This window comes from Burkholderia sp. Ac-20349, assembly GCF_017104865.1.
In the GTDB taxonomy this organism is placed as follows: Bacteria; Pseudomonadota; Gammaproteobacteria; order Burkholderiales; family Burkholderiaceae; genus Burkholderia; species Burkholderia aenigmatica.
The window spans coordinates 1-17210 of sequence record NZ_JAAGPM010000159.1; the positions used below are offsets into that span (position 1 = coordinate 1).

Sequence of the window (17210 nt, forward strand, 5' to 3'; positions counted from 1 at the left end):
CCCAGTCTCGGCCCGCCCCGCTCCCGACCGTCCTCGTTGCCACCACGCCCGCCAGCCCGCGCCGCGTGTCGTGCCGCGTCGTCCCGAACGGAGCGTGCTGATGGAAGCCTGGCTCGGCGATCTGCAGCAACTGCTCGCGCATGGCGAAGCGGCCGTGCTCGTGACGGTCGCGCACACCGACGGCTCCGCGCCGCGCGAAGCCGGCACCAAGATGCTCGTCACGCGCGACACGGCTCGCCACACGATCGGCGGCGGTCATCTGGAATGGAAGGCGATCGAGATCGCACGGCACCTGCTGAAGGATGGCGCGCACGTGCCGCACGCGCGCCGGCTCGAGCGGCTCGCGCTCGGCCCGAGCCTCGGCCAGTGCTGCGGCGGCGCCGTGGTGCTCGCGTTCGAGCGGCTCGACGTCGGCGATCTCGGCTGGATCATGTCGCTCGCGAAGCGTGTCGCGGCCGGCGCCGCGACCGTGCGTAGCGTATCATTCGGCCCCTCGCCGGGCGCGCCGCTGTTGAGCGAGCCCGAATCGGAAGCCGCGCGTGCCGACTGCCTGCTGTGGGAAACCGGCGGCGTGTCGCTGATGACCGAAACGATCGCGCCGTATGCGTTCCCCGTCGTGCTGTTCGGCGCCGGGCACATCGGCACCGCGCTCGTGAAGATACTGGCGACGCTGCCGTGCCACGTGCGCTGGATCGACGGGCCCGATGCGGTGTTCCCGCCGGCCGACGTGCTCGCCGGCATCGGCAACCTCGCGATCGAAGCGGCCGCCGCCCCGGCCGACGCGGTCGACGCAGCACCGCCGCAGTCCTACTTCGTCGTGATGACGCACGACCACGCACTCGATTTCGTGCTGGCCGAGCGCATCCTGCGGCGCGGCGACTATGCGTACTTCGGGATGACCGGTTCGCACGCGAAACGCGTGCAGTTCGATCATCGCCTCGCAGCCATCGGCATCGACCCGGCCCAGGTCGAGCGGATGCGCTGCCCGATCGGTGTCGAAGGCATCATCGACAAGGCGCCCGAAGTCATCGCGATCTCGGTGGCTGCGCAATTGCTGCAGGCCGTCGAGGCAAACGCGAATGCGTCCGCGCAGGCTTCCCCTACCTACTGACCGACCAAGAACGACGCCATGACCCCGACATTCAAGGACAAGATTGCCCGCGCGCCGAAAGCGGAGCTGCACATCCATATCGAAGGCTCGCTCGAGCCCGAACTGATTTTTGCGCTCGCGCAGCGCAACGGCGTGAAGCTCGCGTACGACTCGATCGACGCGCTGCGCGCCGCGTACGCGTTCACCGACCTGCAGTCGTTTCTCGACATCTATTACGCCGGCGCGAGCGTGCTGCTGACCGAGCAGGATTTCTACGACATGACGGCCGCGTACTGCGAACGCGCGCTCGCCGACAACGTCGTCCATACCGAACTGTTCTTCGATCCGCAGACGCACACCGAGCGTGGCGTGCCGATCGAGACGGTGGTCGCGGGCATCGAGCGCGCACTCGCCGATGCCGAACAACGCGGGCTGTCGAGCAAGCTGATTCTGTGCTTCCTGCGCCACCTGTCCGAAGAGGACGCGCTCGCGACGTTCGAATCCGCGCTGCCGCTGTTCGAACGCTATCGCCATCGCCTGATCGGCGTGGGCCTCGACTCGTCCGAGCTCGGCCATCCGCCGACCAAGTTCGCGCGCGTGTTCGAGAAGGCGCGCGCGCTCGGGCTGAAGCTCGTCGCGCACGCAGGCGAGGAAGGCCCGCCCGCATACATCTACGAAGCGCTCGACGTGCTGAAGGTCGACCGGATCGACCACGGCGTGCGCAGCATCGAGGACGCGGCACTCGTCGAGCGCCTCGCGAAAACGCGCACGGCGCTCACCGTCTGCCCGCTGTCGAATCTCAAGCTGTGCGTGTTCGACGACATGGCGAAGCACACGCTGAAGGCGCTGCTCGATCGCGGCGTCGCGGTGACGATCAACTCCGACGATCCGGCCTATTTCGGCGGCTACGTCAACGAAAACTACTTCGCGACGGCCGAAGGGCTGCAGCTCACGGATGCCGAAGTCCATGCGGTGATCCGCAACGGCTTCGAGGCGTCGTTCATCGAACCGGCGCAGCGCGACGCGCTGTTCGCGCGCCTCGACGCGTACTGGCACGCCGCGTGACGGCCGGCATCGAGGAACGCTAGACAGATGAAACACGGCAACGGCATCCGCTTCGCGACCACCGGTTCGGCCTCGTGCCGAAGCGGTCGCGCGCGCGCCTGCGCGGCGACAGCACCGTTCGCCGCCGCGCGCTTATGCCTGCCGTCGCGGTTTGCCGTTTCGTTCGCCGCCGCACCGGTCGCGAGCGCAATGGCGGCGAGGTCCGCCGGCAACCACTCGCTGGTGGCTTCGGCCGCCACGTTCGCCCGCGCCATCGCATCCGGTCGTGCCGCACGCAGCGTGCCGCCACTGCTCGCCAGGCGCCATCCCGCCCTCGTGCGGCGTCGCTCGTTTTCTTCTGTTCGCCTTACCTTGATGCAGGACCATTCGTCATGACGCAAACCGCTTTTCGTTCCCAACTGCTGACCTTCAACGGCGACCCGGCGCAATCGAGCCAGGCCGCGAACTACGAGACCGACGGCCTCCTGATCGTCGACGACGGCAAGGTCGTCGCGGCCGGCCCGTACGCGCAGCTCGCCGCGACGCTCGCGCGCGACGCGATCGTCCATGACCTGCGCGACAAGCTGATCGTGCCCGGCTTCATCGACACGCACATCCACTATCCGCAGACGGACATGATCGCGTCGCCGGCACCGGGCCTGCTGCCGTGGCTGGACAAGTACACGTTCCCGACCGAGCGCCAGTTCGGCGATCCCGAGCATGCGCGCGAAGTCGCCGACTTCTTCGTCGACGAACTGCTCGCGTGCGGTACGACGAGCGCGCTCGTCTACTGCACGGTGCACAAGCAGTCGGCCGATGCGCTGTTCGCGGCGAGCGACGCGCGCGACCTGCGGATGATCGCGGGCAAGGTGCTGATGGACCGCAACTGCCCCGAATTCCTGCGCGATACCGCGCAATCGGGTTATGACGACAGCGCCGAGCTGATCGGCCGCTGGCATGGCAAGGGCCGCCAGATGTACGCGCTCACGCCGCGCTTCGCGCCGACGTCGACGGAAGCACAGCTCGAGGCGTGCAGCGAACTCGCGCGCCGCCATCCGGACGTGTTCGTGCAGAGCCACGTCGCGGAAAACGTCGACGAGGTGAAATGGGTGGCCGAGCTGTTCCCCGGCCATCGCAGCTATCTCGACATCTACGACCGCTACGGGCTGCTGCGTCCGCGCGCGGTGTACGGCCACTGCATCCACCTCGACGACGAGGACCGCCGCCGGATGGCCGAGACGCGTACCGTCGTCGCGCACTGCCCGACGTCGAACTTCTTCCTCGGCAGCGGGCTGTTCGATTTCGACAAGGCCGGCGAGTACGACGTGCCCGTCACGCTCGCGACCGACGTCGGCGGCGGCACGTCGTTCTCGATGCTGCAGACGATGAACGAAGCGCACAAGGTCGCGCGGCTGTCGGGCCACCACCTGACCGCGACGCGGATGTTCTGGCTCGCGACGGCCGGCGCCGCTCAGGCACTCGACCTCGCCGATACGGTCGGCACGCTCGCGCCGCGTACCGAAGCCGACTTCGTCGTGCTCGATCCGCAGGCCACGCCGCTGCTCGCGCGCCGCACGAAACGCGCGGATTCGCTCGAGGAGCTGCTGTTCGCGTTCGCGCTGCTCGGTGACGACCGCGCGGTGTACCGCACCTATGCGGCCGGCAAACTCGTCCATGAGCGCGGCGCGGCACGCCGCCCTGCCGCGTAACGACCTGCCCGGGGGCTCGTCCGGGCACGCGCGGGCATTCGCCGCCGCGCGTGCCGGGTCGCCGAGGATTACCGTCTCCCGATCCCGCCCCGACTCCGGGCGCCGCGCCGCCCGATCGCTTTCCCGCGCGCAACGCGCCGTGCTAGAATTCGCCGCTCATTGGGGAGTAGCCGCTCCGCTCGATGTCCCGCGCCCCCGGCGCGCATCGTGACGGAGGCGTCCGTCAACAGACTTGGCCGTATGGCCATGGCGGGCGCAGCCACGTTGGCCTGGCGAGACCGATGGTTCACAGTGCGCCGCATCAGGGCCCGGCGCGCCGTGGATCGTCGCTCGCACGCACAACACCGGCCCGTGGAACCCCATCCGTGTCCCAAGCCTTCCTGATCTCCACCGGCGCCGTCGCGCTCGCTGAAATCGGCGACAAGACCCAACTGCTTTCCCTCGTACTGGCCGCACGCTATCGCAAGCCGATGCCGATCATTCTTGGCGTGCTCGTCGCGACGCTCGTGAACCACGGTTTCGCCGGCGCGCTCGGCGAATGGCTCGGCGCGCTCGTCACGCCGTCGATCATGCGCTGGGCGCTCGCGTTCTCGTTCATCGCGATGGGGTTGTGGATCCTCGTGCCGGACAAGCTCGATGCCGACGAAGCCAATGCCAACCGCTCGCGGCTCGGCGTGTTCGGTGCGACCCTCGTCGCGTTCTTCCTCGCGGAAATGGGCGACAAGACGCAGATCGCGACCGTCGCGCTGGCCGCGCGCTTCCAGGACTACATCGGTGTCGTGGCCGGCACGACGTTCGGGATGATGCTCGCGAACGTGCCGGCGATCCTGCTCGGCGACCGCTTCGCGCACCGCCTGCCGACGAAGCTCGTGCACGGGATTGCGGCCGTGCTGTTCGTCGTGCTCGGCGCGCTCGCGCTGCTGGGCATCGGGGTCTGACGGAAAGGAAGATGGCGGGCGCGGCCGGACGGCCGCGCCGGGACTGACACCGCGCTACTTCGCGGCGGCTGCGCCTGAAGCGGGCGCCGCCGGCACCGCTCGCTCGTTGGCGGCCGGCGCCGCCGGGCCGCCGCGCTTGTCGACCGGCAGCCGCACCGTGCGGACCGCGCCGTTCGCCAGCGGGAAATCGGCGAGCGCGCTGCGCGCGAGGAACGGCATGGCATACAGCAGCGCGCCGTTGTCGCCGGTCGTGCGCGCGGTCACGTTGTAAACCTCCTTGCCCGTCGCGCGCTCGGTGATGCGAATGCCGAGCGTGTAGTCGAACACCTGATAGGTCTGCGCGACATAGCCGGCCGGCATCGGCCCCCAGGGGCCCCACGGTCCCCAGGGCCCCCACGGCCCGCCTCGCCAGTACGGCCCCGGGCCGGCGAACCACGGGTCGTAGTAGACCGGCTGCGGCACCGTCACGAGATCGCTGCCGACCCCGTACGTCAGTCCGACGAGATAGCGGGCCTGCGCGGCCGGCGCCTGCCGGAACGCATAAGTGGACAGCTCGTTCGCCACGATCGGTTCGTAGGTCGATTGCTCGATGCTGTGCTTCTGCGCATCGGTGCGCGTGAACGCATAGGTGCGTGTCGCGTCGCTGCCGCTCCAGTCGGAGAAGGCCGTGACCTGGGTCGTCACGTAGCTGGTGCAGCCGGTCAGCAGCGCCACGCACAGCACCGCCGCCCAGCCCGCACCGCGTTGAATCCATTCGCGTTTCATGTTGATCCTCTTCGATCCGTCACCCGTTCGTCGCACCGCGCGAACCGCAACGGGATGCCGATAATACGCGGACTCCCGGAACCGGTAAAAAGTTCGCCCGGCACGCGGCCGCAAGCCTTTGTACAATGGCCCGGTTCGCCCGGCCCGTGCCACGGGCGCGTCCCCCATTCCACCGATCTCGACGACCATGTCCGACAACGCCTCCTCCACCGTGATCCGCCGCGCCGACTACACGCCGCCGGCTTTCCTCATCGATTCCGTCGCGCTCGAATTCGATCTCGCGCCGGCCCGTACGATCGTCAGGAATACGATGCGCGTGCGCCGCAATCCGGAGGCCGCACCCGCGCCGCACCTGGAGCTGATGGGCGAAGCGCTCGAATTCGTCGGCGCATGGCTGGATGGCGCGCCGCATGGTGCCGTGCGTGCGCACGAACACGGGCTGACCGTCGAGAACGTCCCCGATGCATTCGAGCTGACGCTCGAAAGCGCCTGCGCACCCGACCAGAATACGACGCTGTCGGGCCTCTATGTGTCGAGCGGCAACTTCTTCACGCAGTGCGAAGCCGAAGGTTTCCGCCGCATCACCTACTTCCTCGACCGCCCGGACGTGATGGCGTCGTACACGGTGACGCTGCGCGCCGACAAGGCCGCCTACCCGGTGCTGCTGTCGAACGGCAACCTCGTCGATTCCGGCGACCTGCCCGACGGCCGCCACTTCGCGAAGTGGGAAGACCCGTTCCGCAAGCCGAGCTACCTGTTCGCGCTGGTCGCGGGCAAGCTCGTCGCGATCGAGGAAAAGATCACGACCGGCTCCGGCAAGGAAAAGCTGCTGCAGGTGTGGGTCGAACCGGCCGATCTCGACAAGACGCGTCATGCGATGGATTCGCTGATCCACTCGATCCGCTGGGACGAGAAGCGCTTTGGCCTCGAGCTCGATCTCGACCGCTTCATGATCGTCGCGGTCGGCGACTTCAACATGGGGGCGATGGAAAACAAGGGGCTCAACATCTTCAACACGAAGTACGTGCTGGCGAACCCCGAGACCGCGACCGACACCGACTTCGCGAACATCGAATCGGTGGTCGGCCACGAGTACTTCCACAACTGGACCGGCAACCGCGTGACCTGCCGCGACTGGTTCCAGCTGAGCCTGAAGGAAGGCCTCACGGTGTTCCGCGACCAGGAATTCTCGGCCGACATGGCCGCGGGCGACGATATCGAATCGGCGGCCCGCGCGGTCAAGCGCATCGAGGACGTGCGCGTGCTGCGCCAGCTGCAGTTCGCCGAGGATGCGGGCCCGATGGCGCACCCGGTGCGCCCGGAGAGCTACGTCGAGATCAACAACTTCTACACGATGACCGTCTACGAGAAAGGTTCGGAAGTCGTGCGGATGTACCAGACGCTGTTCGGCCGTGACGGCTTCCGCAAGGGGATGGACCTGTACTTCAAGCGCCACGACGGGCACGCTGTGACCTGCGACGACTTCCGTCACGCGATGGCCGACGCGAACGGACGCGACCTCGCGCAGTTCGAGCGCTGGTACAGCCAGGCCGGCACGCCGCGCGTGTCGGTGCGCACCGCGTACGACGCAGCCGCGCGCCGCTATACGGTCACGCTCGCGCAGGGTTACGGCGACGCATCGCCGGCCGCGCGCGAAACGCAGCAAGGGCCGCTGCTGATTCCGTTCGCGATCGGCCTGATCGGCCGCGACGGCCGCGACCTGCCGCTGCGTCTCGACGGCGAAGCCGCCGCCGCAGGCACGACACGCGTGCTCGACTTCACCGACACCGAGCAGACCTTCACGTTCGTCGACGTGCCGGAACAACCCCTGCCGTCGCTGCTGCGCAACTTCTCGTCGCCGGTGATCGTCGAGTACGACTACAGCGACGACGACCTCGCATTCCTGCTCGCGCACGACAGCGATCCGTTCAACCGCTGGGAAGCCGGCCAGCGCCTCGCGACGCGCGCGCTGCTGACGCTCGCCGCGCGCGCCGCCGCAAACGAGCCGCTCACGCTCGGCGAGAACTTCGTTGCCGCATTCCGCCGCGTGCTGACCGACGCGACGCTGTCGCCGGCGTTCCGCGAACTCGCGCTGACGCTGCCGTCGGAAACCTACCTCGCCGATCAGATGGCGGAAGCCGATCCGGCCGCCGTGCATCGCGCGCGCCAGTTCGTGCGCCGTCAGCTCGCCACCGCGCTGCGCGCCGACTGGCTCGCCGCCTACGAACAGCACCAGACGCCCGGCGCCTACGAGCCGACGCCGGAGGCGTCCGGCCGCCGCGCGCTGAAGAACCTCGCGCTCGCGTATCTCGCCGAGCTCGAGAACCCGGCCGATGCCGTGCGCCTCGCGACCGCGCAATACGACGCGGCAAACAACATGACCGATCGCGCGGCTGCCCTCGGCGCGCTGCTATCCGCCGCGGCGGCCGGCGCGAACGAACCGGCCGAGCACGCGCTCGACGACTTCTACCGCCGCTTCGAGAAGGAAGCGCTCGTGATCGACAAGTGGTTCGCGATGCAGGCCGCGCAACGCGGCACGGCCGCGCAGCCGACGCTCGCGAAGGTTCGCAAGCTGTTCGCGCACCCCGCGTTCAACCTGAAGAACCCGAACCGCGCGCGTTCGCTGATCTTCAGCTTCTGCGCGGCCAACCCCGCGCAATTCCACGCGGCGGACGGCTCGGGTTATGCGTTCTGGGCCGAACAGGTGCTCGCGCTCGACGCGATCAACCCGCAGGTCGCGGCGCGCCTCGCCCGCTCGCTCGAACTGTGGCGCCGCTTCACGCCGGCGCTGCGCGACCGGATGCGCGAAGCCCTCGAGCAGGTCGCCGCCGGTGCGAAATCGCGCGACGTGCGCGAGATCGTCGAGAAGGCGCTCGCGTAACGCCATCGCCCGCATCGCGCCCGCGCGAGACAGCCGGTGCCGCCAATCGCGGCACCGGCTTTTTTATTGTGTGCGCACCGCGTGAACCGGGCGCAATCGCGGGGCCCGACCGCGCCGCCTGCCGCCGCTGCAAAGCGCATCTCGCCCGCCCCCGCCACCGGAGACCAGGCCGGTTCGGCCGCCCGGCCATGTAACCGGACGAAAAAAGCCGGCGGCACGAGAGGCGCGGCGGGTAAAATTGCGACCATTCAAGGATTCTTTGGCCTTTCGGAGTCTGTCATGTCCATTGCCCGCCGCACCACGCTGTCGAAGTTCCTGATCGAACAGCAACGTGAGACCAACAACCTCCCCGCCGACCTGCGCCTGCTGATCGAAGTCGTCGCCCGCGCATGCAAGGCGATCAGCTACAACGTGTCGAAGGGCGCGCTCGGCGAGGCGCTCGGCACCGCCGGCAGCGAGAACGTCCAGGGCGAAGTGCAGAAGAAGCTCGACATCCTGTCGAACGAGATCCTGCTCGACGCGAATGAATGGGGCGGCAACCTCGCCGCGATGGCGTCGGAAGAAATGGAAACGTTCTTCCCGATCCCGGCGAACTACCCGCGCGGCGAATACCTGCTCGTGTTCGATCCGCTCGACGGCTCGTCGAACATCGACGTGAACGTGTCGATCGGCACGATCTTCTCGGTGCTGCGCTGCCCGGACGGCAAGCAAGCCACCGAGGAATCGTTCCTGCAGCCCGGCACGGAACAGGTCGCCGCCGGCTACGCCGTGTACGGCCCGCAAACGGTGTTCGTGCTGACGACCGGCAACGGCGTGAACTGCTTCACGCTCGACCGCGAAGTCGGCTCGTGGGTGCTCACGCAGAGCAACATGCAGATCCCGGCCGACACGCGCGAATACGCGATCAATGCATCGAACGCACGCCACTGGTACGACCCGGTCAAGCGCTATGTCGACGAACTGAACGCCGGCAAGGACGGCCCGCGCGGCGACAACTTCAACATGCGCTGGATCGCATCGATGGTCGCCGACGTGCACCGGATCCTGAACCGCGGCGGCATCTTCATGTACCCGGCCGACAAGCGCACGCCCGATCGTCCGGGCAAGCTGCGCCTGATGTACGAAGCGAACCCGATGTCGTTCATCGTCGAACAGGCGGGCGGTGCCGCGACGAATGGCACGCAGCGCATCATGGAAGTGCAGCCGACGGGCCTGCATCAGCGCGTCCCGGTGTTCCTCGGTTCGAAGAACGAAGTCGAGCGCGTGACGGGCTACCATCAAGAAAAGCAATAAATTTGCACTGCAGCACTAGACAGTATCGCGCGACGTTAGTACAATCGCGCCTCTCGATGTGACCCCAACGGGTCACATCGCAGTGAAACGAAGCGGGAAGTTTGCCGAGTCGATGAGTTTCGCGAAACAGCAGCAGCAAGCTGAAAAAAATTCGCAAAACCTATTGCCAAGGTTTCAGATTTCACCTTATAATTTCGTTTCTCTGATGCCGGTGTAGCTCAGTTGGTAGAGCAGCGCATTCGTAATGCGAAGGTCGTAGGTTCGACTCCTATCTCCGGCACCAAGTTATAAAGGGCTGACAAGCATGCTTGTCAGCCCTTTTCTCATTCCGGGCGCCGAATCGTGCGCTGCCCTTTTGTCCGCACCCGCTCCGCTTGCGGGCATCACCCGACTCCCGCGCCGCATCCCGCCGATTACAATCTTCGGATCACCCCGCCCTTTCCGAGCATCATGCGCACCTGGCGTCTCGAGCGACCGAACCTCACCGGGCAACTGGATGTAGCGCGTGCGACGCGCCTCGTCGCCGCGATCGGCGGCAGCGAGCCGATCGCATTCGCGGCCGAAGTGCTGAGGCTGTTCGACGATGCGCTGTCGGTCACGCAATGCACGATCTTCGCGTACGAGTTCGGCAACCGCCCGCGCACGCTATCCGTCGCCGACCATCGCGGCGGCCGTTACCTGCGCGACGTCGCCGACACCTACGCGCGACACTTCTACGCGCTCGACGGCAACCAGAAGATCGTATCGAGCGCGCATCGCGGCACGCGCCGCCACGATCTGCTGCTGCACCAGCAGGCCGGCGACGAGATCGATCATGAAGCGTATCGCGCGGCTTGCTACCGCGGCCCCGACGTATCCGACCGGCTGTCACTGCTGATGCAGCCCAACGATGCGAGCTGGCTGTCGATCAACCTGTACCGCGCGCATCGCAGCGGCGCGTTCCAGCCGCGTGAGATCGCGGAGATCGAAGCGCTCGCGCCGCTGATCGCGCAGGCCGCGAAGCATCACTACGCGCTCGCCGGTGCGGCGCAGATCGGTATCCCGCAACTGATGCTCGCGCGGCTACGCAGCGCATGCCCGGCGCTGTCCAAGCGCGAACTCGACGTGCTGCGCGGCGTACTCGAAGGCCAGACCGCGCACGAGATCGGCGAGACGATCGGCGTGAAGACGTCCAGCGTCGTCACGTACCAGAAACGCGCATACCGGCGCCTGGGCATCTCGAGCCAGCGCCAGCTGTTCGCGCTCTGCCTGCAGCCCTGAACCCAACCGGCCCGTGATGACCGAATCGGGGTAAATCCCGGTCGGCTTGCCGTACCCGGAATGGGGACAGCGGATGTCCGACCGGCTTCCATACTGCTTCGACTGTCTGCACGCGTTGCCCCGGCCCGCGCGCACGTCGAACCGCCCCCCTGGAAGCCAACGATGGATCTCGACTTCAAGCCCTACCCGTTCGTCGCCGCGCGCCATCCCGCGCATCTGCCGGCCTGCGACGACGGTATCGATACGCACCGGCATCGCGTGGCGATCGTCGGCGGCGGCCCTGTCGGCCTGGCCGTCGCGCTCGGCCTCGCGAACCACGGCATCCGCAGCGTGCTGATCGAGGCCGACGACGCGGTCTGCCACGGCAGCCGCGCCATCTGCATCTCGCGGCGCAGCCTCGAGATCATCGAGCGGCTCGGCGCGCTCGACGACTTCCTGCGCACCGGGTTGCCGTGGACCGGCGGACGCAGCTTCTACCGTCGCGACGAAGTGCTGCATTTCACGATGCCGCAGGACGACAACCAGAAGCTGCCGCCGATGATCAATCTCGCGCAGTATCACATCGAGCAATTCCTGCTCGACGCCGCGCTGCGCCGCGCCGAACTCATCGAGATTCGCTGGCAGGCGAAGGTCACCGGTGTGATCCGGCAGCCGGACGGCGTGCGCCTGCAGGTCGACACGCCGCTCGGCGGCTATGCGCTCGACGCCGACTGGGTCGTTGCGTGCGACGGCGGACGCAGCACGATGCGCGACGCGCTCGGCCTGTCGCTCCAGGGCACGAGCTACGAGGGCCGCTACGTGATCGTCGACATCGCGCTCGACAGCGACCGGCCGACCGAACGGCTCGCGTACTTCGATCCGTCGTCGAACCCGGGTTCGACGGTGCTCGTCCACAAGCAGCCTGACAACGTGTGGCGAATCGACTACCAGTTGCGCGACGATGAGGATCCCGAAGCGGCTGTGAAACCGGAGAACGTGATCCCGCGCGTGCAGAACCTGCTCGACATGATGGGCGAGCGCGGCGACTGGTCGCCGATCTGGATCACGATCTACAAGGCGAACGCGCTGACGCTCGAACGCTACCGGCACGGCCGCGTGCTGTTCTGCGGCGATGCCGCGCATCTCGTACCGATCTTCGGCGTGCGCGGCGCGAACTCGGGTATCGACGATGCCGACAACCTTGCATGGAAACTCGCGTACGTGACTCGCGGGCTCGCGTCGGACACGTTGCTCGACAGCTATTCGGACGAACGCGTGTTCGCGACGCACGAGAATCTCCGCTACGGTACGAAGAGCACCGAGTTCATGGCGCCGCCGTCGTTTGCGTTCGAACTGATGCGCAAGGCCGTGCTGTCGCTCGCGGTCGGGCATCCGGCGCTGCGTTCGCTGATCAATCCGCGCCAGACGACGGCCATCGCCTATGCGACGTCGTCGCTCAACGCAGCCGAACGCGATACGTTTGCCGCCGGCCCCACGCCCGGCACGGTGCTCGCCGAATGCCCGCTGATGCTGTACCCGGCGCATGGCAGCGACATGCGTCGCGGCCACCTGACCGATCTCGTCGCGCCGCGCTTCACGGCGTTCTGCTTCACGTCCGACGGCGTGCCCGATCCGGCACTCGCCGATCTCGAACGGCGCCTGCACGCTGCGCGGATACCGTTCGCGCTCGTCACGCTCGCACGGCATGCGGCTCCGCGGCAACCGGCCTGCGGCGGCCACGACGACGACGGCCGGTTGTTCGACATGTATGGCGCGCGCGACGGCACCGTCTATCTCGTGCGTCCGGACGGTCACGTCCTCGGCCGCTGGCACGACGCTTGCGCCGGCGACGTGGCCGCCGCGCTCGAACGCGCACTCCATCCGTGCGCGTCAACCGATCCTCAGGAGACCGCATGATGACGGATACCGAACGCGACACCCTCTACACCGACCTGTGCCGCACGATGACGCGGATCGGTGAAGCGGACGCATCGCTCTTTCTCGCCCGCTTCGCACTGCTGTCGATCGAGGCGATCGGCGAACCCGCGACCGTCGCCCGGCTGATCGCCGACGCAAGCGACGGATTGCCCGACACGGGCACGCAGGCATCGACGCGCGAACGATGACGCCCCTGGCCGACCGGCTTCACCGGCGGTCATTTATTACATATTCATTTCATCACGCATCGTCCACGCACGAGCCTCCCCGTATGCAGACGAATTCCCTGGAAAATCCGGTTAAGGGTGCATAACATTACTTAACGATTCCGACCCGTCTATCGCGTTACATTGCGTGGGCGGCGCGGCAGGTCGCGTTGCCGCCTTCATTCAGCTTGCGGCAACGCTGCCGACGTCCGGTCATTCGACACAACTCAAGGAGAGGACAACCATGGCTCATGGCTTGATTATGTGGCTCATCATCGGCGCGATTGCCGGCTGGCTTGCCGGCTTGCTCGTCAAGGGCGGCGGCTTCGGGCTGATCGTCGACATCATCGTCGGTATCGTCGGCGCAGTGATCGGCGGCTGGCTCGCCGGGCTGCTCGGCATCAGCGTCGGCAGCGGCTTCATCGGTTCGGTGATCGTCGCGGTCGTCGGCGCGGTGATCCTGCTGTTCGTGATCCGGCTATTCAAGCGAGCGGCCTGACGATTCTCTCCACGCGCCTTCGGGCGCGTTTTCGTATCAGGCCGGCGCGCGGCCCGCTCGCCGCGCGCCGCTGGCCCGTTCAGCGCCTGGCGCGCTGCAACCAGCCGTCGAGCACGTCGGCCGTCAGCAATCCGCTGCGCGCTTCGCGTGCGCCATCGCGCCCGATCCACACGGTGCGCGGCATCTCCCCTCTCCATCCCGCATCGAGCGCCGCCCGCAGACGCTCGGGCATCGGCTCCGCGTTCGCGTACTGCGCGACCTGCGGCGGCAAGTTCATCTGCGCGAGCGCCTGCGAGATCGCCGCACCGTTGTCGTCGTATGCATCCATCGCGACCATCGCGAGCTGCACGTCCGGATGGCGGCGCTGCCACGCGACCAGGTGCGCGGCGTTCTCGCGACAGTATCCGCAATCGAGCGACCAGATCTCGACCGCCAGCGGCCGCTCGTGCGCGGTCGCATACAGGCGCGCGACGTCGGCCGCGCGCAGCGGCTGCAGTTCGCCGCCGGCCCACGCCGGCACGCTCGCGAGTACGATGCCCAGCAACGCAATCAGCCGCTTCATTTCGCCCCCTCCACCGCGATCAGCCGATAACCGTCGTTACGCGTGCGCCACGACAGATAGAGGCGGCCCGCGTCGTCGAGCAATTGCGGGTTGTCGCTCGCGCCCGACGTCGACGCGATCACGCGCGGCGCCGACCAGTGCTCGCCGCGATCGTCCGACCGGCGCAGCTTGATCTGCATCGTGTCGCCGTCGAACGCCTTCCAGGCGAGCCACACGACGTCGCCGCGCGCGACGAGCGCCGCATGCGACGCCTGCTCGCCGGGCACCGCGGGATTCGCGCCGAATGCCCACGGCATGCCGCGCGGCTCGCCGTCGGCGCCGATGCGCGAATAGAACACGTCGGCCCGGCCGTCGACGACGCCGAACCAGGCGAGATGGCGCGTGCCGTCCGACGTGATCGCCAGCGCCGGCCCGTGCTCGGGGCACGCCTCGACGTGCCAGTTCGAGAACGTCGCGCGCACCGGCACGACCGGCTCCGACGCCGCGACGGGCAACACGGCGAGCGCATGATCGCGGATCTGCCCCGGAAACACGTTGCGCCACGCGGCCTCGATCCGTCCGGCCGGATCGATCGCCATCGCGATGCGGCAGCATTCGCACGTGTGGTCGGTCACCTTGCGCTCGGCTTCGAACGATGCGCCGCCGTCGCGCGATACCGCGTAGTAGACAGCCGCGCCTTCGTACGCCTGCCCCGCCGCTTTCGCCGCCACGAGATCGCGCTTGTCGATCCATGCGATCGCGATATTGCCGGCCGGATCGACGGCCATCATGTCGAAGCGGTGCGTGATCGCCTGCCGGTCGCGATGTACGGTCACGGGTACGCTCCACGTCGCGCCGCCGTCGAGCGATCGCGCGAAGCGCACCATGCCGGTGTACGGCGCATCGAGCGGCATCGACCACGACACGTACACCGCGCGACCGTCCGGACTCGTCGCGATCTTCGGGCGATTCTCGGCGCTCGTGTAGATCGGCTCCGGCATCGCGTTGACGGTCACTGGCGCGGACAGCGTGCGGCCCGCGTCGTCGGAATGCGCGACGACAACGTGCGCGCCCTCGACCCACGCGACCCACAGCCGGTGATGCGCGTCGAACGCGGCGCCGGTCGCGAGCGGCTGCTTCTGCTGCGCGGGCGCGGCCTGCATGCTCATGTGCGCGGCGTGCGGGTCGGCCGCCTTCGGCACGTCATGCGCATCGTGCGCACCGGCGGACGACAGCAACGCGAACCACAGCGCGCCGCCTGCCGCGAGCGATCTCACAGCGACCATTTCAGTTCTCCATAGAAAGTACGGCCCGGATACGGGTGGAACACGTAGTAACGGCGGTCCGTCAGGTTGTCGATGCCGACCGACGCGGTCCAGTGACGGTCGAAGCGGTAGCGTGCCTTCAGGTCGACGACCGTGAACGAGCTCGTGCCGCCGTAGACGTCCGGGTTCACGTCGCTGTTGTCGAGCGTGTTGAACTGGCGGCCCGAATAGCGCACGCCGACGCTCGCAAGCCAGTGCTCGTCAAAGCGATACGACGCGAGCAGGTTTGCGCGCATGCGCGGAATTCGCGGAAAGCGCGAGCCGACATACGTGGGATTCGCGGCATCGGCAAGGATCTGCGCGTTGCTCGCCGACACGTTCGCGTCGATCGCGAGCCCCTTCAAACCGACGTTCTCGCCGCTGAACGCGAGTTCGACGCCGCGCACGCGCACGCGATCGACGTTCGAGATGTTGGTCACCGTCGTCGCGCCCGACACCGTCGTCTGGCTGTAGATCGAATCGCGCAGATCGCTCTGGAACACGCTGGCACGCACGACGCCGACACCCACGTCGCGTTCGGCCGTGAAGTCCCAGTCGATCGCCTTTTCGGGCCGCAGGTTCGGGTTGTTGTTGACGATCGCGTTGTTCGAGATCGTGCCCTGGAACAGTTCGCCGACCGTCGGGAAACGCGTGCCGGTCGCGAACGACAGCCGGAAGCGCCAGACGTCGGTCGCATCCCATTGCAGCGCGACCTTCGGCGACAGCGCATTCGCGCTGCGGTCCGCATAGCCGAGCGTGCCCGTGGCATTGCCGAGCGCGCCGCCGTACGCATCCCAGCGCTCGTAACGCAGCCCCAGCGTCGCGAGCCAGCCCGGCGCGAAGCGCCACGCGTCCTGGCCGAACAGCGCCTGCGTGCGCGTGTCGCCGCGATAGACGCTCGACAGCGACGTGGTCGGCCCGGCCAGCCAGTCGGCCGTGTTGTACGTGACGTTGCGCAGGAAGTAGTTGTCGTAGTGGTAACCGAACGTGAACGTATGGCCCTTCACTTCCGGCGCCTCGGCCTTCAGGTCGAGCGTGCGCCAGCCGGTGCCGTCGCCCTGGAACTGCGTGCCTGCGCCGCCCTGCACGGTCGACGCCGAGCGCTGCACGTCGCGCGACACGTCGTATGCGGACACGACGCCCGACAGGCGCCAGCCGGAATCGAGCCGGCCGTTCAGGCCGAGCGCGTACAGCCAGTTCTCCTGGTCCCCGCGCTGCGGTGCGAACGCGTTCGGCGCGACGGTCATGTTCCGGCCGCCGATCGACACGTTGCCGCCGTAGACCGGATTGCCGGCCGCATCGCGCAGGAAGGTTTCGCCGTGCTGCCGGTAATGGTTCTCCCAATGCCCGAGCGTGAGCGTCGCATCGACATGGTCGGTGAACGCATAGCCCATCCGGACCGTTTCGTTGAGCTGCTCGGTCCGCTCGATCGACTGCGCACCGACGATCGTCCGCGGCTTTCCGTTGGGCCCGATGTCGGTCGCGGCGCCCGTCACGGGCACGGCGGCGCCGAGCTTCGGGTTGTACGTCGAATTGGGGCTCGCATACTGCATCGGCTGCCCGTTGTTCTCGAGCCGGTCGAGCGACAGCGCGAACCAGAACCGGCCGACGCGGTTCGCGATCCGCGCGGTCTGGTGATTGCCGCCGAAGCTGTCTGCCACCCCGTAGCCGTCGTGATAGCGCTGCGTGAAGAACTGGGTCGACAGCGACGCCTCGAGTTTGTCCGGGCGACGCGTCGTCAGCAGCACGGTCGAGCCGATCGA

General features: G+C 67.6%; 15 protein-coding genes, 1 tRNA gene and 1 riboswitch. Of the genes, 12 read left to right on the plus strand and 4 right to left on the minus strand.

All coding sequences use genetic code 11. From position 1 onward, the window contains the following. The first annotated feature begins 100 nt into the window (after nt 1-100). The 5 genes from xdhC (at nt 101) to G3N61_RS33125 (ending at nt 4781) form a co-directional block, all read left to right on the plus strand. Nucleotides 101-1111: a xanthine dehydrogenase accessory protein XdhC gene (gene xdhC / locus G3N61_RS33105; protein ID WP_089450119.1), complete on the plus strand. Its 1011-nt coding sequence runs from the start codon at nt 101-103 to the stop codon at nt 1109-1111. 18 nt (nt 1112-1129) lie between these two features. Next, a complete protein-coding gene (locus G3N61_RS33110) occupies nt 1130-2155 on the plus strand; it encodes an adenosine deaminase (protein ID WP_089450118.1) in 1026 nt (341 codons plus the stop codon). Between the two features lie 27 nt (nt 2156-2182). After that, a complete protein-coding gene (locus tag G3N61_RS33115; RefSeq protein WP_205824493.1) occupies nt 2183-2530 on the plus strand; it encodes a hypothetical protein in 348 nt (115 codons plus the stop codon). Beyond that, a complete protein-coding gene (guaD, locus tag G3N61_RS33120) occupies nt 2527-3843 on the plus strand; it encodes a guanine deaminase (protein ID WP_175026327.1) in 1317 nt (438 codons plus the stop codon). The genes G3N61_RS33115 and guaD overlap by 4 nt, the downstream gene beginning before the upstream one ends. A gap of 149 nt (nt 3844-3992) precedes the next feature. After that, nucleotides 3993-4130: riboswitch (yybP-ykoY riboswitch) on the plus strand. Between the two features lie 78 nt (nt 4131-4208). Beyond that, nucleotides 4209-4781 (plus strand): TMEM165/GDT1 family protein, encoded by a 573-nt coding sequence (locus G3N61_RS33125; RefSeq protein WP_043181806.1) that lies wholly within the window; start codon nt 4209-4211, stop codon nt 4779-4781. A 54-nt stretch (nt 4782-4835) separates the two neighbouring features. Here G3N61_RS33125 and G3N61_RS33130 read toward each other — a convergent pair whose 3' ends face one another. Then, nucleotides 4836-5546, minus strand: a complete 711-nt coding sequence (locus G3N61_RS33130) for a DUF4136 domain-containing protein (protein WP_043181804.1) — start codon at nt 5544-5546, stop codon at nt 4836-4838. 187 nt (nt 5547-5733) lie between these two features. Here G3N61_RS33130 and pepN point away from each other — a divergent pair, with 187 nt between their 5' ends. The 7 genes from pepN to G3N61_RS33165 all read left to right on the plus strand — a co-directional run bounded on the left by pepN (nt 5734) and on the right by G3N61_RS33165 (nt 13602). Continuing rightward, nucleotides 5734-8427, plus strand: a complete 2694-nt coding sequence (gene pepN, locus G3N61_RS33135) for an aminopeptidase N (RefSeq protein ID WP_205824494.1) — start codon at nt 5734-5736, stop codon at nt 8425-8427. 279 nt (nt 8428-8706) lie between these two features. Then, nucleotides 8707-9720, plus strand: a complete 1014-nt coding sequence (locus tag G3N61_RS33140) for a class 1 fructose-bisphosphatase (RefSeq protein WP_089450114.1) — start codon at nt 8707-8709, stop codon at nt 9718-9720. A gap of 207 nt (nt 9721-9927) precedes the next feature. After that, nucleotides 9928-10003: transfer RNA gene (locus tag G3N61_RS33145), tRNA-Thr, on the plus strand. Between the two features lie 167 nt (nt 10004-10170). Continuing rightward, nucleotides 10171-10980: a LuxR C-terminal-related transcriptional regulator gene (locus tag G3N61_RS33150; protein WP_205824495.1), complete on the plus strand. Its 810-nt coding sequence runs from the start codon at nt 10171-10173 to the stop codon at nt 10978-10980. 162 nt (nt 10981-11142) lie between these two features. Continuing rightward, the gene (locus G3N61_RS33155) at nt 11143-12876 is read left to right on the plus strand and encodes an FAD-dependent oxidoreductase (RefSeq protein WP_205824496.1); all 1734 of its coding nucleotides are present in this window, start codon (nt 11143-11145) and stop codon (nt 12874-12876) included. Further along, nucleotides 12873-13085 carry a hypothetical protein gene (locus tag G3N61_RS33160; protein WP_089450111.1) on the plus strand — a complete coding sequence of 71 codons (213 nt, stop codon included), beginning with the start codon at nt 12873-12875 and terminating at the stop codon, nt 13083-13085. The genes G3N61_RS33155 and G3N61_RS33160 overlap by 4 nt, the downstream gene beginning before the upstream one ends. Before the next feature lie 262 nt (nt 13086-13347). Next, nucleotides 13348-13602 carry a GlsB/YeaQ/YmgE family stress response membrane protein gene (locus tag G3N61_RS33165; protein ID WP_043181796.1) on the plus strand — a complete coding sequence of 85 codons (255 nt, stop codon included), beginning with the start codon at nt 13348-13350 and terminating at the stop codon, nt 13600-13602. A gap of 79 nt (nt 13603-13681) precedes the next feature. Here G3N61_RS33165 and G3N61_RS33170 read toward each other — a convergent pair whose 3' ends face one another. The 3 genes from G3N61_RS33170 to G3N61_RS33180 all read right to left on the minus strand — a co-directional run. Next, entirely contained in the window at nt 13682-14164 is a 483-nt protein-coding gene (locus G3N61_RS33170) for a TlpA family protein disulfide reductase (RefSeq protein ID WP_175026334.1), read from the minus strand. Further along, nucleotides 14161-15429, minus strand: coding sequence for a glycoside hydrolase (locus G3N61_RS33175; RefSeq protein ID WP_205824497.1), 1269 nt, complete (start codon nt 15427-15429; stop codon nt 14161-14163). Before G3N61_RS33175 ends, G3N61_RS33170 begins: the two co-directional genes overlap by 4 nt. Beyond that, nucleotides 15417-17210, minus strand: a 1794-nt coding sequence (locus G3N61_RS33180) for a TonB-dependent receptor (protein WP_205824498.1), incomplete at its 5' end; no start/stop codon positions are given. The genes G3N61_RS33180 and G3N61_RS33175, both read right to left, overlap by 13 nt.

Coding starts and splice junctions, on each gene's coding strand:
- guaD (WP_175026327.1), top strand. CDS start 2,527: ATGACGCAAACCGCTTTTCGTTCCCAACTGCTGACCTTCAACGGCGAC.
- G3N61_RS33165 (WP_043181796.1), top strand. CDS start 13,348: ATGGCTCATGGCTTGATTATGTGGCTCATCATCGGCGCGATTGCCGGC.
- xdhC (WP_089450119.1), top strand. CDS start 101: ATGGAAGCCTGGCTCGGCGATCTGCAGCAACTGCTCGCGCATGGCGAA.
- G3N61_RS33175 (WP_205824497.1), bottom strand. CDS start 15,429: ATGGTCGCTGTGAGATCGCTCGCGGCAGGCGGCGCGCTGTGGTTCGCG.
- G3N61_RS33115 (WP_205824493.1), top strand. CDS start 2,183: ATGAAACACGGCAACGGCATCCGCTTCGCGACCACCGGTTCGGCCTCG.
- G3N61_RS33110 (WP_089450118.1), top strand. CDS start 1,130: ATGACCCCGACATTCAAGGACAAGATTGCCCGCGCGCCGAAAGCGGAG.
- G3N61_RS33150 (WP_205824495.1), top strand. CDS start 10,171: ATGCGCACCTGGCGTCTCGAGCGACCGAACCTCACCGGGCAACTGGAT.
- G3N61_RS33130 (WP_043181804.1), bottom strand. CDS start 5,546: ATGAAACGCGAATGGATTCAACGCGGTGCGGGCTGGGCGGCGGTGCTG.
- G3N61_RS33170 (WP_175026334.1), bottom strand. CDS start 14,164: ATGAAGCGGCTGATTGCGTTGCTGGGCATCGTACTCGCGAGCGTGCCG.
- G3N61_RS33140 (WP_089450114.1), top strand. CDS start 8,707: ATGTCCATTGCCCGCCGCACCACGCTGTCGAAGTTCCTGATCGAACAG.
- pepN (WP_205824494.1), top strand. CDS start 5,734: ATGTCCGACAACGCCTCCTCCACCGTGATCCGCCGCGCCGACTACACG.
- G3N61_RS33160 (WP_089450111.1), top strand. CDS start 12,873: ATGATGACGGATACCGAACGCGACACCCTCTACACCGACCTGTGCCGC.
- G3N61_RS33155 (WP_205824496.1), top strand. CDS start 11,143: ATGGATCTCGACTTCAAGCCCTACCCGTTCGTCGCCGCGCGCCATCCC.